At 71.2% G+C, this 23,299-nt stretch carries 25 protein-coding genes and 1 tRNA gene; 14 read left to right on the top strand and 12 right to left on the bottom strand.

Features of this window, described 5'->3' with window-relative positions:
• Positions 1 to 8: 8 nt before the first annotated feature.
• Positions 9 to 995, bottom strand: a complete 987-nt coding sequence (locus ACIBI9_RS03980; RefSeq protein ID WP_397220401.1) for a LysR substrate-binding domain-containing protein — start codon at positions 993 to 995, stop codon at positions 9 to 11.
• 135 nt (positions 996 to 1,130) lie between these two features.
• Between ACIBI9_RS03980 and ACIBI9_RS03975 the strand changes: the two genes are divergently transcribed.
• Genes ACIBI9_RS03975 through ACIBI9_RS03955 form a run of 5 tightly spaced genes read left to right on the top strand, consistent with a single transcriptional unit; the run spans position 1,131 to position 5,875 of the window.
• Positions 1,131 to 2,138 (top strand): tripartite tricarboxylate transporter substrate binding protein, encoded by a 1,008-nt coding sequence (locus ACIBI9_RS03975; protein WP_397220400.1) that lies wholly within the window; start codon positions 1,131 to 1,133, stop codon positions 2,136 to 2,138.
• A 21-nt stretch (positions 2,139 to 2,159) separates the two neighbouring features.
• Entirely contained in the window at positions 2,160 to 2,672 is a 513-nt protein-coding gene (locus ACIBI9_RS03970; protein WP_397220399.1) for a tripartite tricarboxylate transporter TctB family protein, read from the top strand.
• Between the two features lie 10 nt (positions 2,673 to 2,682).
• A complete protein-coding gene (locus tag ACIBI9_RS03965; RefSeq protein WP_397220398.1) occupies positions 2,683 to 4,203 on the top strand; it encodes a tripartite tricarboxylate transporter permease in 1,521 nt (506 codons plus the stop codon).
• Positions 4,200 to 4,595: a universal stress protein gene (locus ACIBI9_RS03960; RefSeq protein WP_397220397.1), complete on the top strand. Its 396-nt coding sequence runs from the start codon at positions 4,200 to 4,202 to the stop codon at positions 4,593 to 4,595. The genes ACIBI9_RS03965 and ACIBI9_RS03960 overlap by 4 nt, the downstream gene beginning before the upstream one ends.
• Positions 4,592 to 5,875 carry a glucarate dehydratase family protein gene (locus ACIBI9_RS03955; RefSeq protein WP_397220396.1) on the top strand — a complete coding sequence of 428 codons (1,284 nt, stop codon included), beginning with the start codon at positions 4,592 to 4,594 and terminating at the stop codon, positions 5,873 to 5,875. Before ACIBI9_RS03960 ends, ACIBI9_RS03955 begins: the two co-directional genes overlap by 4 nt.
• Positions 5,876 to 6,091: 216 nt before the next feature.
• Here ACIBI9_RS03955 and ACIBI9_RS03950 read toward each other — a convergent pair whose 3' ends face one another.
• The 3 genes from ACIBI9_RS03950 to ACIBI9_RS03940 are packed head-to-tail and all read right to left on the bottom strand — an operon-like array spanning position 6,092 to position 9,121.
• Positions 6,092 to 6,808, bottom strand: a complete 717-nt coding sequence (locus ACIBI9_RS03950; protein ID WP_394499971.1) for a FadR/GntR family transcriptional regulator — start codon at positions 6,806 to 6,808, stop codon at positions 6,092 to 6,094.
• 10 nt (positions 6,809 to 6,818) lie between these two features.
• On the bottom strand, positions 6,819 to 7,988 hold the full coding sequence (locus ACIBI9_RS03945; protein WP_397220395.1) for a mandelate racemase/muconate lactonizing enzyme family protein: 1,170 nt from the start codon (positions 7,986 to 7,988) through the stop codon (positions 6,819 to 6,821).
• 5 nt (positions 7,989 to 7,993) lie between these two features.
• Positions 7,994 to 9,121: a mandelate racemase/muconate lactonizing enzyme family protein gene (locus ACIBI9_RS03940; protein ID WP_397220832.1), complete on the bottom strand. Its 1,128-nt coding sequence runs from the start codon at positions 9,119 to 9,121 to the stop codon at positions 7,994 to 7,996.
• Between the two features lie 128 nt (positions 9,122 to 9,249).
• On the opposite strand from ACIBI9_RS03940, the gene ACIBI9_RS03935 reads away from it, so the two are divergent.
• From ACIBI9_RS03935 to ACIBI9_RS03915, 5 genes are read left to right on the top strand one after another with little or no spacing between them, the layout of a single operon-like run.
• Positions 9,250 to 10,101: a DUF72 domain-containing protein gene (locus tag ACIBI9_RS03935; protein ID WP_397220394.1), complete on the top strand. Its 852-nt coding sequence runs from the start codon at positions 9,250 to 9,252 to the stop codon at positions 10,099 to 10,101.
• Positions 10,102 to 10,152: 51 nt separating this feature from the next.
• Positions 10,153 to 10,719 (top strand): hypothetical protein, encoded by a 567-nt coding sequence (locus tag ACIBI9_RS03930; protein ID WP_397220393.1) that lies wholly within the window; start codon positions 10,153 to 10,155, stop codon positions 10,717 to 10,719.
• A 23-nt stretch (positions 10,720 to 10,742) separates the two neighbouring features.
• Positions 10,743 to 10,907, top strand: a complete 165-nt coding sequence (locus tag ACIBI9_RS03925) for a CHAT domain-containing protein (protein WP_397220392.1) — start codon at positions 10,743 to 10,745, stop codon at positions 10,905 to 10,907.
• Positions 10,908 to 10,921: 14 nt separating this feature from the next.
• Positions 10,922 to 11,308, top strand: coding sequence for a hypothetical protein (locus ACIBI9_RS03920; RefSeq protein WP_397220391.1), 387 nt, complete (start codon positions 10,922 to 10,924; stop codon positions 11,306 to 11,308).
• Positions 11,305 to 12,216: a hypothetical protein gene (locus ACIBI9_RS03915; protein WP_397220390.1), complete on the top strand. Its 912-nt coding sequence runs from the start codon at positions 11,305 to 11,307 to the stop codon at positions 12,214 to 12,216. The genes ACIBI9_RS03920 and ACIBI9_RS03915 overlap by 4 nt, the downstream gene beginning before the upstream one ends.
• A 59-nt stretch (positions 12,217 to 12,275) precedes the next feature.
• On the opposite strand, the gene ACIBI9_RS03910 is transcribed toward ACIBI9_RS03915, so the two are convergent.
• Positions 12,276 to 12,349, bottom strand: a tRNA-Pro gene (locus ACIBI9_RS03910).
• A gap of 139 nt (positions 12,350 to 12,488) precedes the next feature.
• Between ACIBI9_RS03910 and ACIBI9_RS03905 the strand changes: the two genes are divergently transcribed.
• Both ACIBI9_RS03905 and ACIBI9_RS03900 read left to right on the top strand, forming a co-directional pair.
• On the top strand, positions 12,489 to 12,863 hold the full coding sequence (locus ACIBI9_RS03905) for a hypothetical protein (protein ID WP_397220389.1): 375 nt from the start codon (positions 12,489 to 12,491) through the stop codon (positions 12,861 to 12,863).
• A 2-nt stretch (positions 12,864 to 12,865) separates the two neighbouring features.
• Positions 12,866 to 13,747, top strand: a complete 882-nt coding sequence (locus ACIBI9_RS03900) for a hypothetical protein (protein ID WP_397220388.1) — start codon at positions 12,866 to 12,868, stop codon at positions 13,745 to 13,747.
• Here the strand turns inward: ACIBI9_RS03900 and ACIBI9_RS03895 are convergent, their stop codons facing one another.
• Positions 13,748 to 14,554: a serine/threonine-protein kinase gene (locus tag ACIBI9_RS03895; RefSeq protein ID WP_192792411.1), complete on the bottom strand. Its 807-nt coding sequence runs from the start codon at positions 14,552 to 14,554 to the stop codon at positions 13,748 to 13,750.
• A 56-nt stretch (positions 14,555 to 14,610) separates the two neighbouring features.
• Positions 14,611 to 15,852, bottom strand: coding sequence for an MFS transporter (locus ACIBI9_RS03890; protein WP_397220387.1), 1,242 nt, complete (start codon positions 15,850 to 15,852; stop codon positions 14,611 to 14,613).
• Between the two features lie 67 nt (positions 15,853 to 15,919).
• Between ACIBI9_RS03890 and ACIBI9_RS03885 the strand changes: the two genes are divergently transcribed.
• On the top strand, positions 15,920 to 16,528 hold the full coding sequence (locus ACIBI9_RS03885) for an ArsR/SmtB family transcription factor (RefSeq protein ID WP_397220386.1): 609 nt from the start codon (positions 15,920 to 15,922) through the stop codon (positions 16,526 to 16,528).
• A 154-nt stretch (positions 16,529 to 16,682) separates the two neighbouring features.
• Here the strand turns inward: ACIBI9_RS03885 and ACIBI9_RS03880 are convergent, their stop codons facing one another.
• From ACIBI9_RS03880 to ACIBI9_RS03865, 4 genes are all read right to left on the bottom strand, one after another.
• The gene (locus ACIBI9_RS03880; protein WP_397220385.1) at positions 16,683 to 17,306 is read right to left on the bottom strand and encodes a DJ-1/PfpI family protein; all 624 of its coding nucleotides are present in this window, start codon (positions 17,304 to 17,306) and stop codon (positions 16,683 to 16,685) included.
• Positions 17,307 to 17,309: 3 nt separating this feature from the next.
• A complete protein-coding gene (locus tag ACIBI9_RS03875; protein ID WP_397220384.1) occupies positions 17,310 to 18,272 on the bottom strand; it encodes a GlxA family transcriptional regulator in 963 nt (320 codons plus the stop codon).
• Between the two features lie 114 nt (positions 18,273 to 18,386).
• On the bottom strand, positions 18,387 to 20,012 hold the full coding sequence (gene pruA / locus ACIBI9_RS03870; RefSeq protein ID WP_397220383.1) for an L-glutamate gamma-semialdehyde dehydrogenase: 1,626 nt from the start codon (positions 20,010 to 20,012) through the stop codon (positions 18,387 to 18,389).
• Positions 20,012 to 20,929: a proline dehydrogenase family protein gene (locus ACIBI9_RS03865; protein WP_397220382.1), complete on the bottom strand. Its 918-nt coding sequence runs from the start codon at positions 20,927 to 20,929 to the stop codon at positions 20,012 to 20,014. The genes pruA and ACIBI9_RS03865 overlap by 1 nt, the downstream gene beginning before the upstream one ends.
• 75 nt (positions 20,930 to 21,004) lie before the next feature.
• On the opposite strand from ACIBI9_RS03865, the gene ACIBI9_RS03860 reads away from it, so the two are divergent.
• Positions 21,005 to 22,057 carry a PucR family transcriptional regulator gene (locus tag ACIBI9_RS03860; protein ID WP_397220381.1) on the top strand — a complete coding sequence of 351 codons (1,053 nt, stop codon included), beginning with the start codon at positions 21,005 to 21,007 and terminating at the stop codon, positions 22,055 to 22,057.
• A gap of 54 nt (positions 22,058 to 22,111) precedes the next feature.
• Here the strand turns inward: ACIBI9_RS03860 and ACIBI9_RS03855 are convergent, their stop codons facing one another.
• Positions 22,112 to 23,215, bottom strand: coding sequence for a glycosyltransferase (locus ACIBI9_RS03855; protein WP_397220380.1), 1,104 nt, complete (start codon positions 23,213 to 23,215; stop codon positions 22,112 to 22,114).
• Positions 23,216 to 23,299: the final 84 nt, after the last annotated feature.

The raw sequence follows: 23,299 nt of genomic DNA, 5'->3' as shown, positions 1-23,299 counted from the left end.
TGATGCCGTCAGGCTAGGAAGGAGGGTGGATTCCTGTCCAAGCCCGATTCTGTATCTGGCGATACCGAACGAGCATCGTCCCGTCCGGGATCGGGCAGCAGCTCCAGCACGCGCCACAGCGCGGGGTTGGTGGAGCCGTGGTCCCAGATGACGTGCAGCTCCACCGGCTTGCCCGCGACGCCGTCGCCCTCGTCGAGCGGATCGCCGCCGCCCCGTACCAGGTCGCAGAAGACGATGCCGTCGATGCCGAGCGAGCGGGCGCTGGCCGGCGCCAGCGCCACACCCCGGCCGGCGGCCACGAGCAGGGCGGCGGTGAGGATCTGGTGCACCTGCTGCTCGATCCTGGGGTGGGCGTTGGTGAGGAAGCGGATGGTCAGCTCGTGGAAGTAACGCGACTGCACGGGGTTGTAGCTGATGACCGGCAGGCCGTCGAAGTCGTCGGGCGCGAGCGGCCGGCCGAGGCCGGCCAGCGGGTGGCCGAGGGGGACCACGGCGCACAGCGGCTCGCGGAAGACCACGCGGGAGTCGAGCGTGGCGATGTCGAACGGCGGGCGGGCCAGGCCCAGGTCGAGCTCGCCGCGCAGGATGCCGTCCACCTGCCCGGCGGTCACCCGCTCGTGGAGGATGACGTCGATCTCCGGCAGCTGCTCCGTGAGGCGGCGCAGGATCGTGCCGAGCATGCTGATGGCCGACACGGCGGTGAAGCCGAGCCGTACGGTGCCCGTGGCGCCCTTGGCGATGCGGCGGGCCCGGTCTCCCGCGGTGTCGACGAGCGAGAGCATGCGCCGCGCGTCCTCCAGGAAGCCGCGCCCGGCGTCGGTGAGCACCACGCGCCGGTTGTCGCGTTCCAGAAGGGTCACGCCGATCGAGCGCTCCAGCTTCTGGATGTGGCGGCTGAGCGGCGGCTGCGTCATGCGGAGCCGATCAGCGGCCCGGCCGAAGTGGAGCTCCTCGGCCACCGCCACGAATGCCCGGATCTGATCCAGTGTTAGCATGATGCTCGCAGAGTATCACCTGATACCGAATTGAGCCTGGACAGGCATCGAGGCAGGTCCCTAGTCTCCGGAGACTACAGAGCGGAAACAACCCCGTAACCTCCATAGACGCCGCTCGCACGTAAGGAGAAGTCCATGCCGACATCCCGGACGACCCGCCGCCGCATTCTCGCGGGTGTCATCGGCGGCGCCGCCGCGCTCGCGCTGACGGCGTGCGGCGGCGTCAAGACCACGTCCTCCGGCGGCGGTGACGGTAAATATCCGACGGGCAACATCGAGTTCAGCGTCGGCGCGTCCGCGGGCGGCTCGACCGACCTCATCACCCGCGCGCTGGCCCAGGGCATGGGCAAGGAGCTCGGCGTCTCCGCCCCGGTGCTCAACAAGCCCGGCGCGAACGGCGCGCTCAACGCCAAGGAGCTCCAGGCCGCGAAGCCCGACGGCTACAAGATCGCCGTCCAGAACGCGTCCCTGTTCACCATCACGCCGCTCACGGTCTCCCCCGCCGAGGCCACGAAGATCGACTCGTTCGACGTCATCACCGGCGTCTCCCGTGACGACTACGTCATGGCGACCAACTCCCAGTCCGGCTACAAGTCCATCGAGGACATGAAGAAGGCCGGCAAGACCATCCGCTACGGCACGACCGGCGTCGGCACGGGCGCCCAGCTCGCCTCCGCGCTGACCTTCAAGACCGCCGGCATCGAGGCCACGGCCGTGCCCTTCGACGGCGGCGCCCCCGCGCTGACCGCCCTGCTGGGCAACCAGGTGGACGTCTCCACCATGCAGATCGGCGAGGCCATCGAGAACATCAAGGCCGGCAAGCTCGTCCCGCTCGCGGTCTTCTCGGACAAGCGCATCCCCTACCTGCCGGACGTGAAGACGGCCAAGGAGCAGGGCTTCGACGTCCTGGTGACGCAGTACCGCTTCCTGACCGCGCCCAAGGGCACGCCCGAGGACGTCAAGACCCGCCTGCTGGAGGCGGCGAAGAAGACGTTCGCCACGCCGGAGTACAAGAAGTTCAACGAGGACAACTCGCTCACCCCGATGGAGGTCTCCCCGCAGGAGGTGCTCTCTTCCCTGCAGAAGGACACCGCCACGTACAAGGAGCAGCTGAGCAAGTACGGCATCAGCCTGGCCGGATAGTCCCTAGGAGCGAGCATGTCCATGTCTGACCCTCTTGAGGCTGGCCCTCTCGAGTCCGGCCCTCTTGAGGAGGTCGCCGACGACAGCCGGCCACCGCACGCCGGCCCTCTCTCGCAGCTCTCGGCGGCCCTGGTGGCGCTGGCGGTCGGCGTCGCCGGGGCGATCGGCTCCGTCGCGCTCGGGCTCGGCCGCCTGACCCAGCCGGGCCCCGGCCTGTGGCCGTTCGCCATCAGCGTCGTCATCGTCGTGCTGTCGGCGGTGCTCGTGTTCACCGGCCGCAGGCTCGAGGACACCGAGCGGTTCTCCAAGGCGAGCCTGCTCACCGCGGCCGGCGTGGTGACGCTCATCATGCTGGCCTGGCTGCTGCCGCTGATCGGCTTCGAGATCCCCTCCCTGCTGCTGGTGTTCGTCTGGCTGCGCTGGCTGGGCAAAGAGTCGTGGCGCACCTCCATCGTGGTCAGCGTGTTGACGGTGGCGGCGTTCTACCTGCTCTTCGTCGTGCTGCTCCAGGTCCCGCTCCCGCGCCTCATCTGAGAAGACCCCCATGGACATCTCCCCCATTCTCAACGGCTTCGGCGTCGTCCTGGAGCCGGCCAACCTGCTCTACTGCCTCATCGGCGTGATCATCGGCATGCTCATCGGCGTGCTGCCCGGCCTCGGGCCCGGCGCGACGATCGCCATCCTGCTGCCGATCACGTACGGCATCGGGCCGGTCTCCGCGATCATCATGCTGGCCGGCATCTTCTACGGCGCCCAGTACGGCGGGACCATCACCTCGGTCCTGCTCCGCCTCCCCGGCGAGGCGTCCTCCGTCGTCACCGTCTTCGACGGGTTCGCCCTGGCCAGACAGGGCAAGGCGGGCACCGCGCTCGGCATCGCCGCCATCGGCTCCTTCGTCGGCGGCACCGTCTCGATCGTCGGCCTGACGCTGCTGGCCCCGATCGTCGCCGGCTTCGCGCTCGACTTCGGGCCGCCCGAGTACGCGGCGCTGGGCGTGCTCGGCGTGCTGCTGATCTCCTCGGTCGGCAACGGCAACAAGCTCAAGGCGATCATCGCGGCCTGCGTCGGCCTGCTCATCGCGACCGTCGGCCGCGACACCTTCACCGGTGCCGAGCGGTTCACCTTCGACAGCCTGAACCTCGCCGAGGGCATCGACTTCATCCCGATCGCCATGGGCCTGTTCGGCCTCAGCGAGATCCTCTACAACCTCGAGGAGCGGCACAACCAGGTGCACGCGCCGGCCAAGGTCGGCAACGTGTGGCCGTCGCGCCAGGACCTCGGCCAGGCCAAGGGCGCGATCGGGCGCGGCTCGCTCATCGGGTTCGTGCTGGGCGTCCTGCCCGGCGGCGGCGCGGTGCTGTCGTCGCTGGCGGCGTACGCCTTCGAGAAGCGCCGCGCCAAGCAGCCCGAACGCTTCGGCAAGGGCGCCGTCGAGGGCGTGGCCGCCCCCGAGACCGCCAACAACGCCGCCGCCACGTCCTCGTTCATCCCGCTGCTGACGCTCGGCATCCCGGCGAACGCGACGATGGCGCTGATGTTCGGGGCGCTGCTCATCCAGGGCATCCAGCCGGGGCCGCAGCTCGTCACCGAGCACCCCGACGTCTTCTGGGGCGTCATCAACTCGATGTACATCGGCAACATCCTGCTGCTCATCATGAGCATCCCGATGGTCGGCGTCTTCGTGAAGATCCTGCGCGTGCGCCCCGCCATCCTGGCCCCGATCACGGTGCTCATCACGCTGCTCGGCGCGTACACCGTGAACAACAACGTCTACGACATCTTCCTGGTCATCGCCTTCGGCCTGCTGGGCTACCTGATGAAGAAGTTCGGGTTCGAGCCCGGGCCGCTGGTGCTCGCGTTCGTCCTCGGCTCGATGATCGAGAACTCGTCGCGGCAGGCGCTGCTCATCTTCGGCGGCGACCCGACCGGCTTCTTCACCCGCCCGATCTCCGGCACGGTGCTCGCTCTGGTGGTCGTCGTCGCCTTCCTGCCACTCATCCGCAAAGCCGTACGCCGCAAGACCGCCGCCGCGGAGCGCGTTCCAGTTGAGGAGAAGACGCCATGACGATCCTCGTCGGTTACCTGCCCACCCCCGAGGGCGAGGCCGCGGTCGACGCGGGCCTGCGCGAGGGCGCGCTGCGCTCCCAGCGCGTGATCATCGTGAACTCCCCGCGCCGCGGCGCCCCCGTCGACGAGCACAAGATCGACGACGACGCCTCGGCCGCGCTGCTCGCCCGGGCGCGCGCCGCCGGCGTGGACGCGGAGGTACGCCAGCCGCTCCACGACGACGACCTGCCGGAGACGTTCGAGGAGCTCGTCAAGGAGACGGGCGGGACCCTCATCGTCATCGGGCTGCGGCACCGGTCGCTGGTGGGCAAGTTCATCCTGGGCAGCGAGGCGCAGCGCATCCTCATGGAGGCCAGCGTGCCGGTGCTGACGGTGAAGGCGCCCAGATGATCCAGCACGCGAGCCTTGACGGCGGGCGCATCAGCCGCGTCTCGGTCACGCCGGTCGCCTTCCGCGACCCGCCCCTGCTCAACGTCGTCGGCGTCCACCAGCCGTTCGTGCTGCGCGCGATCGTCCAGGTCCACACCGACTCGGGGCTGGTGGGGCTGGGCGAGACGTACGCCGACCAGGCCCATCTCGACCGGCTCGACGCCGTGGCCGCCGCGCTGCCCGGCCTGGACGTGTTCGACGCCCACGGCCTGCGCCGCGTCGTCGTGGAGACGCTCGGCCGCTCCACCGGCGGCGCGGGCGCGAGCTTCGGCGGCATGCTGGAGGTCTCCAGCGCCGTGGACACCGTGGCCGCGCCGTTCGAGGTGGCGCTGCTCGACCTGCAGGGCAGGACGCTCGGCCGCCCGGTGAGCGACCTGCTCGGCGGCGCCGTACGCGACCGGGTGCCGTTCTCGGCGTACCTGTTCTACAAGTGGGCGGGCCACCCGGGGCAGGACGAGGACTCGTGGGGCGAGGGCGTCACGCCCGAGCAGATGGTCGCCCAGGCCCGGCGGATGGTCGACGAGTACGGCTTCACCGCCATCAAGCTCAAGGGCGGCGTCTTCGAGCCCGGCCACGAGATGGAGACCGTCGAGGCGCTGGCCGCCGCCTTCCCGGACCACGCCCTGCGCATCGACCCCAACGGCGCCTGGACCGTGGACACCTCGATCAAGGTGGCGCACCGGCTGGCCGGGGTCCTGGAGTACCTCGAGGACCCGACGCCCGGCATCGACGGCATGGCGCAGGTCGCCAAGCACACCGACCTGCCCCTGGCCACGAACATGTGCGTCATCGCCTTCGAGCACCTCAAGCCCGCCGTCGCCGCCGACGCCGTGCAGGTCGTCCTCTCGGACCACCACCTGTGGGGCGGCCTGCGCCGCTCGGCCCTGCTGGGGGGCATCTGCGAGACGTTCGGGATGGGGCTGTCGATGCACTCCAACTCCCACCTCGGGGTGAGCCTGGCCGCGATGACCCACCTGGCCGCCACGACCCCGAACCTCACCTACGCCTGCGACACCCACTACCCGTGGAAGACCGAGGAGGTCATCAGGCCGGGGGCGCTGGAGTTCCGCGACGGCAGCGTGGCCGTGCCCGCCGGGCCGGGGCTCGGCGTGGAGCTGGACGAGGACGCCCTGGGGGCCCTGCACGAGCAGTACGTACGGTGCGGGCAGCGGGGGCGCGAGGACACGGCGTACATGCGCACGGTCGAGCCCGACTTCACCCCCAACACGGCCCGCTGGTAACCCGGCGCCCACCGGACCTGGAGACGGGCCCGGTGGGCCTGCAGACAGGCCCGCGAGTCGGGACAGCCGCACCCGCATCACCCGCAGGTACCGCCACCACCGGCCCTGCGACCCGCCACACTCGCACCCCGACCCCACGGCAACCGCCCACCACCGAGCCCGTGAGTCGGGACAGACGTGCCCGCATCGGGAACCCGCCGCGCCGGTAGCCGTCCGCTACGGGGCCTGGAGGCGGGCTCGCGAGTTGGACAGGTGCAGCCGCATCGCGGCCCGCGCCGCCGCGGCGTCCCGGTCGGCGATGGCGCGGTAGATGTTCTCGTGCTCCAGCGTCACCCGCGTGAGGTGGGTGGCGTTGGACACCGAGTACGCGTGCTCCAGCCGGGTGCGCGGCAGCATGATCACCATGGGCCCGAAGGACGCCAGCAGGTCGGAGTAGAACCGGTTGCCCGAAGCCAGCGCGATCTTGAGATGGAACTGGAAGTCGGCCTCGACGGCGCTGCTGGGCTGCTCGCCGGAGCGCCCGAGGTCGACCAGGGCCCGTTCGATGGCCTTCAGCTGCAGATCGGTGCGGCGCTCGGCGGCCAGCCCCGCCGACTCCGACTCGACGCCGATCCGGAAGTCGATCATGTCTAGGACGTCGCGATGGGTGCGGATCTGAGAGGGCTCCACCGAGAAGGCCGTGGAGGCGGGCAACGCCAGCACGAAGGAGCCCCGCCCCTGGAACGTCTCGACCAGCCCGGCCGCTTGGAGCCGCGAGATGGCCTCGCGGACCACCGTACGGCTCACGCCGAACTCCTCGACGAGCGAGGACTCGGTCGGCAGCTTCTGGCCGGGCTCGATCTCGCCGGCGAGGATGCGCTCCTTGAGCCGTTCGACGAGCTCATGCGCGAGCCCGCGCCCGCTGTCGCGGTCGAGCCTCTGATCTGGCGGCACGGCTGACAACCTACCCGGCGTCCGCACGGAACTCGACCCGATCAGACCGCCCGCCCGCAGCCGCACCGTACTCGACCTGGTCGAGCCGCCAGGCCGCCGCCGCGTCGGCGAGGGTGAGGCCGAGCCCCGGACGGTCCGGAACCCGCATGCGCCCTCCCTCGATCTCCAGCCGCTCCTCGAACAGCGGCGACAGCCACTCGATGTGCTCCACCCAGGACTCGCGCGGGTAAGCCGCGGCCAGGTGGACGTGGATCTCCATCACGAAGTGCGGCGCGACCTGCAGATGCGCGTGATCGGCCAGCGCGGCGACCTTGAGGTAGGGCGTGATGCCGCCCACCCGCGGCACGTCGGGCTGCAGGAAGCCGACGGCGCGAAGGTCGATGAGCCGCACGAGGTCGGGCACGCTGGAGAGCATCTCGCCGGTGGCGATGGGCGTGGAGAGCGCGGCCGCCAGCTGCGCGTGCCCCTCGGCGTCGTACGCGTCCAGCGGCTCCTCGATCCAGACCAGCCCGAGCTCCTCCACCGCCCGCCCGAACCGCAGCGCCGTGGCCCGGTCCCACTGCTGGTTGGCGTCCACCATCAGCGGCACGTCGTCACCGAGATGCTCCCGCACCGCGGCCAGCCGCCGCAGGTCCTCCCGGGTGTCGGGCTGGCCCACCTTGATCTTGATCCCGCCGATGCCCTCGCTCAGCGACCGCTGGGCCCGCTCTTTGACCTCCTCGACCGGCGCCTGCAGATAGCCGCCCGAGGTGTTGTACGTCCGGACCGAGTCACGATACGACCCCAGCAGCTTGGCCAGCGGCAACCCCGCCCGCTTCGCCTTCAGATCCCACAGCGCGACGTCGACCGCCGCCAGCGCCTGCGTGGCCACCCCCGAACGCCCGACCGACGCCCCCGCCCACAGCAGCATGTCGTACAACCTGCCGATGTCGGACGGATCCCGGCCGAGGAGGGTCTCCCCGACCTCTTTCGCGTGGGCGAACTGCGCGCGGCAGCCCGCCCGCGTCGTGTACGAGAACCCGAGCCCCTCGAGCCCGTCGTCCGTCGTGATCTCGCAGGTCAGCACGTCGATCTGGGCCAGGGGCCGCTGGCGCCCCGTGGCGACCTTGGCGTCGCTCACCGGGTGGGCCAGCGGCACGGCGTAATGGCCGAACCGCACCGACGCGACGCGGTCACCCATCGCGCTCAGGCCTTCCCGAACTCGACGCTGTCCACGGTCCACTTGCGGCACTGCTCGCTGAGCGTGAACCCGAGCCCCGGCCGGTCGGGGACGATCATGCGGCCGTCGCGGGTCTCGAGCCGCTCGTTGAACAGCGGGTTGAGCCATTCGAAGTGCTCGACCCACGGCTCGCGCGGGTAGGCGGCGGCCAGGTGGAGGTGGATCTCCATGGCGAAGTGCGGCGCCAGCTGCAGCCCCGCGTGATCGGCGAGGGTGGCCAGGCGCAGGAAGGGCGTGATGCCGCCGACGCGCGGGGCGTCCGGCTGGATGATGTCGGCTGCGCGGGCCTCGATGAGGCGGACGTGCTCGGCGACGCTGGAGAGCATCTCGCCGGTGGCGATGGGCGTGTCGAGGGCGGCGGCCAGTTGCGCGTGCCCCTCGGCGTCGTACGCGTCCAGCGGCTCCTCGATCCAGACCAGTCCGAGCTCCTCCACCGCCCGCCCGAACCGCAGCGCCGTCGGCCGGTCCCACTGCTGGTTGGCGTCCACCATCAGCGGCACGTCGTCACCGATGTGCTCGCGCACCGCGGCCAGCCGCCGCAGGTCCTCCCGGGTGTCGGGCTGCCCGACCTTGATCTTGATCCCGCCGATGCCGTCCTTGAGCGACTGGGTGGCGCGGGCCTTGACCTCCTCGATCGGCGCGTGCAGGAAGCCGCCCGAGGTGTTGTACGTCCGGACGGAGTCACGATAGGACCCCAGCAGCTTGGCCAGCGGCAGCCCCGCCCGCTTCGCCTTCAGGTCCCACAGCGCGACGTCGACCGCCGCCAGCGCCTGCGTGGCGACACCGGACCGGCCGACCGAGGCGCCCGCCCACAGCAGGGTCTCGTACACCTTGCCGATGTCGGAGGGGTCCTGGCCGATCAGGTTGTCCCCGACCTCCTTGGCGTGCGCGTACTGCGCGGGACCACCCGCCCTCTTGGAGTAGCTGAACCCGGTGCCCTCGTGACCGTCCTCGGTCGTGATCTCGGCGAAGAGGAAGGCGATCTCGGTCATCGGCTTCTGCCGCCCGGTGAGCACCTTGGCGTCGCTGACGGGGACGTCGAGCGGAAGCGTGACGGAGGAGAGCGAGACGTGGCGGATGCGGTCGGCGGCCATGGGCGGTCCAAGAGGGTAGGCGGCGATGTTGTCAGTCATCATACGAAGCCATCACTCGTATGACAACTGCCATTGCGTTGGTCCTGGGCGGCGTTGAAGCGGAACGGATCTCCGATACCGTCGAGAGCATGCGGCTTCACGTGGGATGCGCGATGTGGACTCATGCGCGCTGGCAAGGCCGGTTCCTCCCCGGCCATCTCCCGCCCGGCGAGCGCCTGCGCTCGTACGCGACCTGGTGCGACGCCGTGGAAGGCAACACGACCTTCTACGCGACCCCCACGCGCGCCACGGTGGAGTCGTGGGCCGCCCAGACCGCCCCCGACTTCCGCATGGTCGTCAAGCTCCCCAAGCCCATCACCCACGAGCACCGCCTGACGGGCGCCGACGAGCACCTCCACGCCTTCCTGGACGCCATCGAGCCGCTGGGCCCGCGAGCCCACGCGCTCTGGATCCAGTTGCCCGGCTCCTTCTCGCCGGCCGACCTCGGCACCCTCGCGACCTTCCTGCACCGGCTCCCCCGCTCCCACAGGTACGCCGTCGAGGTCCGCCACCGCGCCTTCTTCGAGGACGAGCGCTCCGAACGGCTCCTGGAGCGCGTCCTTGCGGCCGCGGACGCCGAGTGGGTCCCGTTCGACACCATGACGCTCTTCCAGAGCCCGCCGACCAGCGACGCCGAGCGCGACGCGTGGACCAAGAAGCCCCGCGTGCCCCGCCGCACGCGCGCCCTCACCGGCCACCCGATCGTCCGCTACCTGGGCCGCGACGCCGAGGCCCGCACCGTCGAGGGCTGGGCGCCGTGGCTGGACACCGTCACGGAATGGCTGCGGGAGGGCCGCTCCCCCACGTTCTTCGTCCACACCCCGGACAACGCCGACGCGCCGAAGCTGGCCCGCGACTTCCACGAGGCCGTACGCGCCCGCCTCCCCGGCCTGACCCCGCTCCCCGAACCCGAGCCCACAGACCCGCTGACCCTGTTCTGACCGCCTAAATCAGGTGAACGGCGGGCACCCGGAATGGCACGATTCCTGCTCATGGCGAAGGAGAAGATCCTCAAGGATCTGACGAGGGCGAGAGATTCCGGCAAGCCGGTGAGAGTCAGCCGCGACATCGACGGCGCCGATCAACTCGACGCGTATGTGGTGGGCGTCGGCCGCAAATGGGTGCTTCTGCACACTGTCTCCGACGAGTACCGTCTGGAGGGCTACTCGGCCGTGCGCCTGCGCGACATCGCCCATGCCACACGTTCGAGCTGGAAGGGCGCGACGGTGGCTCATCGGGCCTTGGCGCTGCGCGGGGAACGTCCCCGGCCACTGGCAGACGCCGACCTGGACTCCACCAAGGGCTTGATCGAGACCCTCACCACGGCGTTCCCGCTCATGGCCGTGCACGTCGAAAGGATCGACCCGCACGTCTGCCACATCGGCCGCGTCCGAGGGATCGGCCGCGGGAAACGGCTGCGGCTCCAGGAGATCGGCCCGGCGGCGGACTGGGCACGTACGCGCTCCGCGACCAGGACTACGGACATCACGCGGTTCGACGTCGGCGGCGGGTACATCGACGCGCTCCACGCCGTCGGTGGACATCCTCCCAAACGCTGATCCCCCGCCGCTCCGTCTCCTCAATGGTCGCCTTTTACGAAAATCGTCGCCGCGACGGCCTGTCGCCCGCCGACGCCCTTCGCGCCGCGCGACGATGGATGCGCTCGACGTCCAGCGGGGGCCTTGCGCGGCAGCAGCAGACCACCCGACCGGCCGGGTGGGCGGCTTGCTGCCACATCGGACGCTGACGGGAGGGGGCCCCATGGAGGACGCCGCCATGATCGAACTCGCCGTCCGCCTGCTCGCCGAGCTGCCCACGCTGCTGAACCCCGGCGAAGTGGCCGCCGCGGCCGAGGAGCTGTCCGCCCTGATCCAGCGCGGGCGCGGCGGCGAGCCGGTGGACGAGGAGTTCCTCGGCTTCCTGAGCCGCCACCCGTCCCTTCGCGGGCGGGCCGCCGAGCTGGCCGACAGCGAGAGCAGCCGCGGCGTGCAACCGCCCCCGGGCCCCGGCCGCGCGCCGATGCCGCCCAGGTACGTCTGCCCGCAGGACGGCTACGAGTGGTTCCACCTCGACCTGGCCAAGCCCGTCCCCACCTGCCCCAACGACGGCGCTCCCCTGGTCCGCGACGAGAGTGGGACGAGCGCGTGAACCCGATCGGCCAGAGCCTGGGCACCAGCCTCGTCGAACAGCTCGCCCCCCGCGTGCTCACCCCCGCCTTCGCCTTCTGGGCCGGCGGCCTGCTCGCCCTGTGGACCTCCGGCTACGGCAGGACCTGGGCCACCGGCCTGGCCGCCCTCCCGACGGTGCTGCAGTTGCTCCTGCTCGCCGCCGTACTCATGCTCGTCGCGGCCTCGGCGGTCATCGCCGAACACCTGACGCTGCCCGTACTCCGCCTACTCGAGGGCTACTGGCCGCAGCGCCTGGCGGCCCCGCTGCGGGAGCGGACCGTACGCCGCCGCGAGCGCATCGAGCAGAGCCTGCAGGGGCTGACCGCCAAGGCGTTCCACGGCGAGGCGGGTCCCGAGGACGAGCGCCTGCGGACGATCGCCGAACAGCGGCTCTTCGACCTCCCGGCGGAGCCCTCGTCCGCCATGCCCACCCGCCTGGGCAACATCCTGCGCGCCGCCGAGGACCGCCCCCGCGCCCGGTACGGCCTCGACCCCGTCCTGTGCTGGCCCCACCTGTGGCTCTCGCTGGACAAGGAGCCTCAGGAGGAGCTCGCCCAGGCGCGCAAGGGCCTCGACGACGCCGCCCGGCTGTGGCTGTGGTGCCTGCTCTTCGCCGTCTGGACGCCCTGGAGCCGGTGGGCCCTGCTCGTCACGCTCATCGGCTGCCCCGCCGTCTACTACGGCGCCATGCTCGCCCGGGCCCGCGCGTACGGGCTGCTCATGCAGTCGGTCTTCGACCTGTACCGGCACCGCGTCTACCGCGGGCTCGGCTGGCCACCTCCCGCGGACGCGGCCGGCGAGCCCGCAGCGGGCCAGGAGGTCACGACGTACCTGTGGCGCGGCATCGCCCCACCGGGCATGCGCTTCACCACGGAGGACAAGGACTGATCCGGGCCGGCGGATGCGAAAGACCCGCCACCTTCCAGGTGACGGGCCTCACCCAACCGTCGGGACGACAGGATTTGAACCTGCGACCCCTTGACCCCCAGTCAAGTGCGCTACCAAGCTGCGCTACGTCCCGGCCGCCCCCTGCGGAGCGGAACGTCACAACCTTAGCGCACATCCGAGGTGCGGGATCATGGACGGCAACGCTGTAACGTCCCGCTCGCGCGCAGTGATGAACACCGTGACGGCATCGCGCGCGAGGAGGACCCGGCGGAATGTCCTGGCGGAGCTGGCTGGCCGAGGTCATCGTCACCGCGCTCCTGCTGGGATCGCTCTGCGCGTGCGGTGACGGAGAGGTGGACCCGCCGGCGTCGGGGACGCCGGTCGCGTCGAGGGCGAGGACTCCGGTCGCGTCGGTGAAGAAGGGCATGCGCACCCCCAAGCCGACGAAGTCCGGGCGCAGGCCGTGCCCGACCGGCAGTGACGGCGCGGCGTTGCCGTGCCCCGCGATCGCGCCGCCCGGCACCCCTTCCACCACCATCACGGCCGTACAGCCCACGACCACGGCCCAGGCTCCGCCGCCTTCCGAGGTGTCCCCGGAGCCGTCGCCGGAGGCTGTGCCCACCACCTCCGCTCCGCAGGCTCCGTAGCCGTGCCGGAAAGCGGGGAGGGCGGGTCGCGTCCGCTCGACGCGATCGGACTGATCACCATGCTGATCACCGTCAGCGCGGCGGTGCTCATCTACATGGGATGGGCCTACCTGGAGGGTTATCTCCAGTATTTCAGCCTGAGGGCCACCGACCTGGGCTACGGCGCCGACGAGTACGCCATCTACGGCGTCAACCTCTTCGACACCGGTTTCCTGCCGTGGATGGTGGCGATCCCGCTGGCGTTCACCGTCGTCGCCCACCGTGCCCGGCTGGCCCGGTTCGTTCCGCAGCGGCTGCGAGGGGCCGGGGCGCGGCTGAGGAGCCGGGTGCCGATCGTGGCGGACCGCGGGGTCGTGGGGGGCGGGCTCGCGCTCGCCGGGCTCGTCTGCGCCGTCGCCGTGCTCAACCAGTGGTGGCAGACGGGTACGTACCAGCTGCTCGCGCTGTCGGCCCTCGGCCTGCTGTTGCTCACCTGGCCGTCGCCGGCCCGGAACTCCAGCAGGATCGCCTTCGCCGTCAGCGTGGCCGTGGCCGTCTTCTCGCTGCTCTGGGCCGCGTCCCTGTACGCCAACGGGCGGGGGACGAAGGTGGCCGAGCAGGCCGTGCGCGATCTGCCCGGGCGGACCCAGGTGGTGATCTGGTCGAAGGAGGACCTCTCGATCAACCCCGCGGGCGTCGAGCACCAGAAATACAGGACCGGGAAATACCGGCACTCCTACACGGGAATGCTGCTCCTGCTCGTCCGCGACGACCGTTACTACCTCGTGCCGCCGGTGAGCGAGGAGGACTGGCGGGACGGCGGGGGCCGTACGTACGTCCTCCCGCAGAACGACGACATCCGCATGGAGATGCTGCCGGGCAGGCGACCCGGCAGGGGGATGTGATCAGATGGCGGCCTGGTAGGCGCTGGCGCGCATGCCGGCCAGCAGTCCCGCGGTCTGCTCCGGCGTGTAGCGGCGTACCGGGTCGTGGTGGAGCAGGCCCTCGATGAGCGGCCGCATCACCCCGGCCCGCCGGGGCGGCGGGTACGGGCCGCTGCGGGCCATGCCGAGCACCGTGGCCGCGTCCTGGCCCGGGTAGGGCGGCTGGCCCTCGACGGCGCTGTAGAGGGTGGCGCCGAAGGACCACATGTCGGCCTCCTTGCTGGCCGGCCCCCCGTGCAGCCGCTCGGGCGCCATGAACGCCGGAGTGCCCCGCAACCGCCGCGACCTGGTCATCCGGATGTCGCCCTCGGCGGTCGCTATGCCGAAGTCGGTCAGCACCACCCGGTCACCGGTCAGCATGACGTTGGCGGGCTTCACGTCGCGATGCAGCACTCCGGCCTGGTGGGCGGTACGCAGCGCGGCGAGCAGATGCTGCCCGATCGCGGCGACCGACTGGGCCGGTAAGGTGCCCACCTGGGAGAGCAGCTGGTGCAACGAGAGCCCGTCCAGGTATTCCATCACGATCCAGAGCTTGCCGCCCTCTTCGATCAGGTCGTGGACCGTGACGATGTTAGGGTGCGTCAGGCCGGCAGCCATCCTGGCCTCACGCAGCACCCGGCGGCGTACCATCTCGGCCTCACCGGCCAAGGTCAGCTCCTTCAGTGCCACCGTACGGTGGAGGAGCTGATCGAACGCACGCCAGACGACTCCCATACCCCCACGACCGGCCTCCTCGTTCAGGAGGTACCGTCCGCCGATCTCCCGCATACCATCCCCTCTTGCTCGGGGATAATCATGTCACTTCAGCACAGGCCGTAGGGTGCCTAACGTGATCCTGATATGTCGGAAAGTGCGGGTGCGCTGGTCAACGGCCTAGAAATTCGATCAGACAACGCGCGCCACACCAGTCCGACACCCCCCAAACATACTCCAGTGGCGCCCACGAGGACGGCACCAAGCCCCGCAAACTCGGCCACGACGCCCCCCAGGGCCGCCCCGAGCGGCATCCCGCCCATCCCGACGAGGCGGTATGCCGAATTGACCCTGCCGAGCAATCCGGCCGGGATCAGCCGCTGCCGGGCCGAGATCACCAGGACGTTGCCCGCCGCGCCCGCCACGCCCCACAGCACGGCCGTCGGATAGAGCGTCCACGGGGAGGGCACGACCACCGGCACGATGAGCAGGAGGCTGGTCATCAGCCAGCACCCCACGAGCGCGCGGAACTCCCCGAAGCGCCCCGCGGCCCACCCCGACAGCAGGGACCCCGGGAGCGCCCCGACGGCGAACGCGGTCGTCATCAGTCCGTACTCGCCCGGCTCCAGCCCGATCCGCGACCCGTCGCCGACGGCCCACAGCACGAAGACGGCGAAGTAGGCGGCGTTGGCGAGGTTCAGCAGCCCGGCCGTGACGGCCAGGCTGCGCAGCACCCGATGGGACCACAGGTACCGCAGCGCCTCACCGATGTCCCGCCGCAGCGGCCTCCCCTGCGCGCGGGGGACGTCCATGCGGTACGTGCCGCGCATGCCCAGCAGCAGCAGGCCCGCCGCGCCGTACAGGAGGGCCGGGGCGCCGAAGACGACGGCGGGGAGGGTCACGACGAGCAGGCCCGCCAGCGGGGCGCCGACGAAGTCGTTGCCGATCATCTGGGCGGTGGAGACGCGGCCGTTCGCCCTGGTCAGGTGGTTCTGAGGCACGGTCATGGGCAGGATCGACTGCGCCGAGGTGTCGGCGAAGACCTCGGCCACCCCGGCCAGGAGCACGGCCGCCAGCAGCACCCACAGGTCGAGCAGGCCGAGCAGGGCCGCCAGCCCGGCGAGGGAGAGCACCGCGGCCCGGGCGACGTTGGCCACGACCATGATGCGGCGGCGGTCGAGCCGGTCGGCGATGGCCCCGGCGTGCAGCGCGAGGAGCAGCCACGGCACCGTCGCGGCCGCCCCCGCCAGCGACACCAGCGTGGGCGAACGGGTCATCGACACGGCCAGCAGCGGAGCTCCGACCTTCAGCACGCCGTCGGCCAGGTTCGACAGCGCGGTGGAGGACAGGAGAAATCCAAACGAACGCCCCACGGCTCACTCCGATAATGTGTAAGGGAAAGTGTGCATAGTTTTCTTTGCAAAGATAGGCTTGCATAGCATGCAGAGCAAGAGCTACTCCGCCCGCACGCTCGACGCGAACGCCCTGAAGTCCTTCGCCCACCCGCTGCGGCTGCGGATCTACGAGCTGCTGGACGAGCACGGCCCCTCCACGGCCACCAAGCTCGCCGCCCTGCTCGGGCAGAACACCGGCGCCACGAGCTACCACCTGAGGGAGCTGGCCGGGCACGGCATGATCGAGGTCGTGCCGGGGATGGGGCGCGGCAAGGAGAAGTACTGGCACATCACGCCCGGCGGGTTCTCCTACGGGGAGGCGGGCTCCGACCCCGAGACGGCCGGTGCGATGGAGTTCCTGCTGGACGACCTGGTGCGCCAGCGCGGCGCGGAGCTGGCCCGGTGGCGCGAGGAGGAGGCGCGGGCGCCCGAGGAGTGGGTACGCGCGAGCGGCTACGGGCGGCGGTCGCTGCGGCTCACGCCCGAGGAGACCGTGGCGCTGCGGGACGAGGTGTTCGAGGTGCTGGAGCGGTATCGCGCGCTGTCGGACCGCAGGGAGATCGAGCCGCCGGACTCCCGCGATCCGTCGACGGGGCGCGTGGTCGTCCACTTCGACGTGCTGCCGGTGGGAGCCGGTCAGGAGAGCACGACCTAGGGCCGCCCGCGGCCGGAAGGGCCGGGGCGGCCGTCGCGCGGAGCAGTACACGGCGAGGAGACGTACCTCTCCCGAGCCGTGGTCCGGAAGATCGCGGTCCACTGGGCGACCCATGGCGTGGCGCCCGACGGACTCATGGTGCAGTCGTAGCGGGTCAGCCGATGAGCTTGAGGGCCAGCTCGGCCAGGCCCTCCGGCGCCGTCCTGGGCGATCCGGCGTCGAACGGCGGGTGCGGGTCGTACTCGATGACGAGCTGCACCGACTGCGCCGTCGTCTCGTCGGTGGCCTGGGCCAGCAGCGTCAGCGCCATGTCGATCCCCGCCGACACCCCCGCCGCGGTCACGACCCGGCCCTGGGTGACGACGCGCTCGCTCACCGGCTCGGCCCCGTACTGCGCCAGCATGTCGAGCGCCGCCCAGTGGCTGGTCGCCTTCAGCCCCTCCAGCAGTCCCGCGGCGGCCAGGATGAAGGACCCGCTGCACACCGAGGTCGTCCACCGGCTGTGCTCGTGGGCCTCCCGGAGCCAGCCCAGCAGCGCCTCGTCGGACATGACGTCGAACGTCCCCGGGCCGCCCGGGACCACGATCACGTCGGGGCGGGGCAGGTCCTCGTAGGAGGCCGTGGCGGTGAGGGTGAGCGTGCCCTGGTCGTCGGTGACCGGCCCGGGCTCGGCCGCGACGAACGTGACCGTCCAGCCGGGCGCGAAGGCCAGCACCGTGTACGGCCCGACCGCGTCGAGCGCGGTGAAACGGGGATAGAGCAGGATCGCCACATGCATCGCTTACTTCTCCTTCGATCGGAACCTGCGACGGTGGTCGCCGGGTGAGATCCGCCAGTGGCGGCGGAAGACGCGGTAGAGGGTCTCCGGCGTGCCGAGGCCCGACTCCCTGGCCACCCGGTCCAGCGGATGGGCGGTGACCTCCAGGAGCCGCCTGGCGGCCTCGGCGCGGCTGCGTTCGACGTAGCGGCCGGGAGACAGGCCGGTCTGCTCGGTGAAGACGCGGGAGAAGTGGCGCTCGCTCATCCCCACCCGGTCGGCGAGCGCGGGCACGCTCAGGTCGGCGGCGGGGTTCGCGTCGATGTAGGCCTGCAGCTCCCTGAGCGGCTCGCTGCGCGGCGTCATGGCCCGCATCGGGGTGCTGAACTGGCTCTGCCCGCCCGGCCGGTGCAGGTACACCACGAGGCCGCGGGCGACGTCGCGGGCGAGCGCGTGGCCGTGATCCCTGGCCACCAGCGCGAGCGCGAGGTCCACGCCGGACAGCACGCCCGCCGAGGTCCAGACGTTGCCGTCCTCGATGTAGAGCGGGTCGGGATCCACCTCGACGCACTCGTAGCGGGCGTCCAGCTCGCCGGCGGAGAGCCAGTGCGTGGTGGCCCGCCGGTGGTCCAGCAGCCCGGCCTCGGCCAGCAGGAACGCCCCGTTGCACACGGACGCCACCCGACGCGCGCCCGCGGCCAGCCGGACGACGGCCTCGACGAGCTCCCGGTCGCCCAGCTGATCGGGGAGCGACATCCCGCCCACGACCATCAGCGTGTCGACGGGCCCCGAGACCTCGCCGAGGGCGCCGGCCGTGACGGCGATCCCGTTGCCGGAGGACACGGGTCCGGCCCGCACGGCCGCCACCTCGACCTGGTAGCCGTCCTCGGGCGCCAGCAGCGCCGCCGTGGCGAACACGTCGGCGGGACCGGCCAGGTCGAGCAACTGGAAGCCGGGGAAGACGACGATCAGAACCCGTCGCTGCATGTCTTCATGCTGGTGGCGGGCCTGTCAAGGCGTCAACGACACGAACATTGCACATTACGCCATGAGCCCCCCGGGGCAGGACCGGAGGGCTCATGGGCTGGCTGGGCTGAAAAATCAGCCCATGTGCGGATAACGGTGGTCGGTCGGCGGCACAAACGTCTCCTTGATCGTGCGGGCGTTCACCCAGCGGATCAGGTTGAAGATCGAGCCCGCCTTGTCGTTGGTGCCCGAGGCGCGGGCGCCGCCGAACGGCTGCTGGCCCACGACCGCGCCCGTCGGCTTGTCGTTGACGTAGAAGTTGCCCGCCGCGAAGCGCAGCCGGTCGGACGCCGAGGCGATGGCGTACCGGTCCTGGGCGATGATCGAGCCGGTCAGCGCGTACGGGGCGATGCCCTCCATCTGGTCGAGCACCGCGTCGAAGTCGCGGTCCTCGTAGACGTGCACGCCCAGGATGGGGCCGAAGTACTCCTTGACGAAGATCTCGTCAGTGGGGTCGGCCGACTCCAGGACGGTCGGCTTGACGAAGTAGCCGACGCTGTCGTCGTACGAGCCGGTGAGGACGTCGATGTTCGCGGCCGCCCGCGCCCGGTCGATGGCCTCCTTGTGCTTGGCGAAGGCCCGGGCGTCGATGACGCCGCCCATGAACGTCGACAGGTCGCCCGACACGTCGCCCACGGTCAGCGACTCGGCCGTGGCCACGAAGTCGTCGCGCATCCGGTTCCAGACCGAGCGCGGCACGTACGCCCGCGAGGCCGCCGAGCACTTCTGCCCCTGGTACTCGAAGGCGCCCCTGACCAGCGCCGTCGAGAGCACGGCCGGGTCGGCGGACGGGTGGGCCAGCACGAAGTCCTTGCCACCGGTCTCGCCGACGAGGCGCGGGTAGCCGTGGTAGGAGGCGATGTTCTGGCCGACAGTGCTCCACAGGTGCTGGAACGTCGCCGTGGAGCCGGTGAAGTGGATCCCGGCCAGGGCCGGGTGCGCGAGCGCCACCTCGGAGACGGCCTGGCCGTTGCCGGTGACCATGTTGATCACACCGGGAGGCAGCCCCGCCGCCTCCAGCAGCCGCATCGTGAAGTGCGCGGCGAACTGCTGGGTGGGCGACGGCTTCCAGACGACGACATTCCCCATCAAAGCCGCAGAAGTTGGCAGATTTCCGGCGATGGCGGTGAAGTTGAACGGCGTGATCGCCAGCACGAAGCCTTCGAGCGGCCGGTACTCCATCCGGTTCCACACGCCGGGCGACGAGATCGGCTGGTCGGCGTAGAGCTGGCGCGCGTAGGCCACGTTGAAGCGCAGGAAGTCGATCAGCTCGCAGGCCGAGTCGATCTCCGCCTGCTGCACCGACTTCGACTGGCCCAGCACGGTCGCCGCGTTGAGCGTGGCCCGCCACGGCCCGGCCAGCAGGTCGGCGGCCTTCAGGAAGATCGCCGCCCGCTCGTCGAACGACAGCGCCCGCCACGCGGGCGCCGCCCGCAGCGCCGCGTCGACGGCGTCCTGCACGTCCCGGGCCATAGCGTCGTTGGTACGGCCCAGGACAGCAGCGTGGTTGTGCGGTTGCACCACGTCGATGGGGGCGCCCGCGCCGAGGCGCTGCTCGCCGTCGATGGTCATGGTCAGGTCGATCGACGACCCGGCCAGCTCCTTGATGCGGTCCTCCAGCGCCGACCGCTCGGCGCTGCCCGGCGCGTAGCCGTAGATGCGCTCGTTGGCCGGAACGGGAACGTTGCTGATGGCATCCATTACTTACCCCCAAGGGCGCGAAGGAAGAAGGCGACGTTGGCGGGGCGCTCCGCGAGGCGGCGCATGAAGTAGCCGTACCAGTCGTCGCCGTAGGGGACGTAGACGCGGACCGTGTGGCCGGCCCCGGCCAGGGACTCCTGCAGGTCGGTCCGGATTCCGTAGAGCATCTGGAACTCGTGGTCGCCGATCGTCCGCCCGAACCGGTCGGCGAGCACCTCCGTGATCGCGATCATGCGATCGTCGTGCGTCGCCACCATGGGGTACCCCTTCCCCGCCATGAGGACCCGCAGGCATCGCACGTACGCCTTGTCCACGGCGCCGCGGCCCTGGTGCGCGACGGAGGCGGGCTCGCGGTAGGCGCCCTTGACCAGGCGCACCCGGGAGCCCTCGGCGGACAGGTCGCGGCAGTCGTCCTCGCTGCGGAACAGGTACGCCTGGATCGCCACCCCGGTCGACGGATAGTCCTCGCGCAGCTTGCGCAGGATGGTCAGCGTCGAGTCGACGGTGGTGTGATCCTCCATGTCGAGCGTGACGGTCGAGCCGTTGCGCGCCGCCGCGGCGCAGATCTCGCGGGCGTGCTCCAGCGCCATCGCGTCGTCGAGCCGCTGCCCCACGGCCGACAGCTTCACCGACACCTCGCCCCGGGTGCCGAGGTCGAGCGGCCGGACGGCGTCGAGCAGCGTCAGGTAGGCGTTCGCGGTGGCCTCGGCGGCCCGCGCGTCGCGCGTCTCCTCGCCGAGGTGGTCGACGGTGACGGCGAGTTTCATGTCGCGCAGGCGCTCGATGGCGTCGCGGGCCTCGTGGACGCTCTCGCCCGCGACGAACCGATCGACCACCTTCCTGGTGAGCGGAAAGCCCGACACGGCACGACGTACGACGCCGCTCCCGGACGCGGCGAGGAGCACTTGACCCAGCATGCTTCAAGTCTAAAAACGCAGCTCAGCGGGGGCCATCGACGTGCGTAACGGCCGATGTGGCAGGCTGTCATACAAATGCACAACACGGCAGACCTGCAAGAGATCGTCGACGAGATCGCCGCCCGGCTGGGGGCGTCCGCGACGCTGGAGGACCGCTCGTTCCGGCTGCTGGCGTACGGGGCGCAGCACGGCGACATCGACACGGTCCGCCAGGAGTCGATCCTGCGCCGGCGCGCCACCGGAGAGGTGCGCGACTACTTCGAGCGCTACGGCATCGCCAAGGCCCCCGGCCCGGTCCGGATCCCCGCCGACGCCGAGCTCGGGGTCCTGGCCAGGGTGTGCTGGCCGCTGCGCCACGGCGACGTCACCTACGGTTATCTCTGGCTGCTCGACTCGGGCTCGCTCGCGGCGCTCGAATCCGTCGCGCCGCTGGTGGCCAGGGCCGCCGCCGCCCTCGCCCAGGAGGCCAGGAGCCGGCAGGACCTCGGCCGCGGTCTGCTCGCCCTCTTCTCGGCCGACCCGTCCGAGCGGGCGGGCGCGACCATCGAGGTGCCGGGCCCTGTCGCGGCGATCGCCGTACGCGAGTCGGCCGAGCGCCTCGCCGCCCTCTGGACGCTGCCGCGCGGCGTCCTGGCCCGCCCCGGCTCGCCCGTCGCCCTGCTCGCCCCCGCCCACCTCGCGGGCGAGGTGGCGCAGACCCTGCAGAGCGCGTACGGCACCGCCGCCGGCATCGGCGCGCCCCGGACGGACCCGGCCGACGCCTGGCTGAGCTGGCGCGAGGCCCGCCACGCCCTGCGCGTCGCCGAGCACTTCCCCCGGTACGCGCCCATCGCCCGCTGGGAGGACCTGGGCGTGCACCGCCTGCTGGCCAGGCTCGGCCAGGCGGACCTGCGCGAGCTCGCGGCCGAGACCGCAGTCCTGGACGGCGAGCTGGCCGAGACCGTGGAGGCCTACCTCGACCACGGTGGCCACGCCCAGAAGACCGCCGCCGAGCTCGGCATCCACCGCCAGACGCTCTATTACCGGCTCGGAAAGGCCGAGCGCCTCACCCATCGGGATCTTTCGGACGGCGACGACCGCCTGGCCGTGCACCTGGGGCTCAAGGCCGCCCGACTCTGCGGGTCATGACCATCTACATGGTGCCGGCAGGCGGCTTCTGCCGCCTGCCGGGGTTTCGGTGCTTCAGGCGCAGGCCGCCTCGTACACCCGTACCAGTTCCTGGCTCACCCGCTCCCAGGAGTAGCGCGAGCGCGCCCGGTCGGCGCCGGCGTAGCCCAGCGCGGTCCGCAGGGTCGGGTCCCACAGCAGCTCGCGGGCCAGCCGCGCGGTGCGCGCCGGCCGGTCCGGGGGCACCAGCAGCCCGGTGACGCCGTCGATGACGGAGTCCAGGTGGGCGCCGACGGCCGAGGCGATCACCGGCACGCCGCAGGCCATCGCCTCCAGCGCGACGATGCCCGTCACGGCCTCGCGCGGCACCGACACCACGGCGTCCGCGCTGCGCATGAGCTTCGGCACGGCCGAGCGCTTGACCTGGCCCAGCAGCGTCACCTGGTCGGCGACCTCGAGCTGCTCGGCCAGCGCGCGCAGCCGGCAGGCGTCCTTGTCGGTGGCGAGGTCCTCGGGCTCGGGCCCGCCCGCGATGACCAGCTCGACGTCGCCCAGCCCCGGCAGCGCCCGCACGATGGTGTCCGCGCCGCGATCCACCGTCAGCGGCCCGACGTGCAGGAGCCGCTTGCGCGTGCCCTTCATGGCCACCGCGCCGCGACGCTGGAAGCGCTCGGTGTCGACGCCGTACGGGACGACGGCGATGTGGTTGCGCGGCACGCCCAGCCGGATCAGCGCCGACTCCTCGTCCCCGGAGCCCGCGATGACCGCGTTGGCCCGGCGGCCGAGGGCCAGCTCCAGGTCCTTGTGCGAGGCGTCGACCGTGTGGAACGTCTGCGTGACCGGAACCCCCAGCCCGTTGGCGCCCGCCACCGCGACCAGACCGCCGGTCCACGAATGCGCATGGATCACGTCGGGCCGGTCCTGGCTCCACCGCCGCATCAGCTGCTCGCCGACGTCGTTCAGGTACGGCACCACGCCGTCGGCCGTCAGCTCCTCGGCCGGGCCCACGTCGATCTGCTCCAACGTGACCCCCGGGGCCACCCGCGTCTTGGGCTTGCCCTCAATGCTGTCACGACGGGAGTAGACGGTGACGTGGTGTTCGCGGCCGAGCTCACGGGCGACGGAAAGGATGCGGTCACGCCGGTTGCTCTCGGCGGAAGCGACGATCGCGATATTCATGGCACACCTCAGCGAAGAAAGACTGAAAGGTGCGCCTGCGTCTTAGGCACATGTCTACGCTTTCAACCATACCCAGGCTTGACT

It is taken from the genome of Nonomuraea sp. NPDC050451 (assembly GCF_044458585.1).
This window is presented reverse-complemented; position numbering and strand designations above follow the sequence as displayed.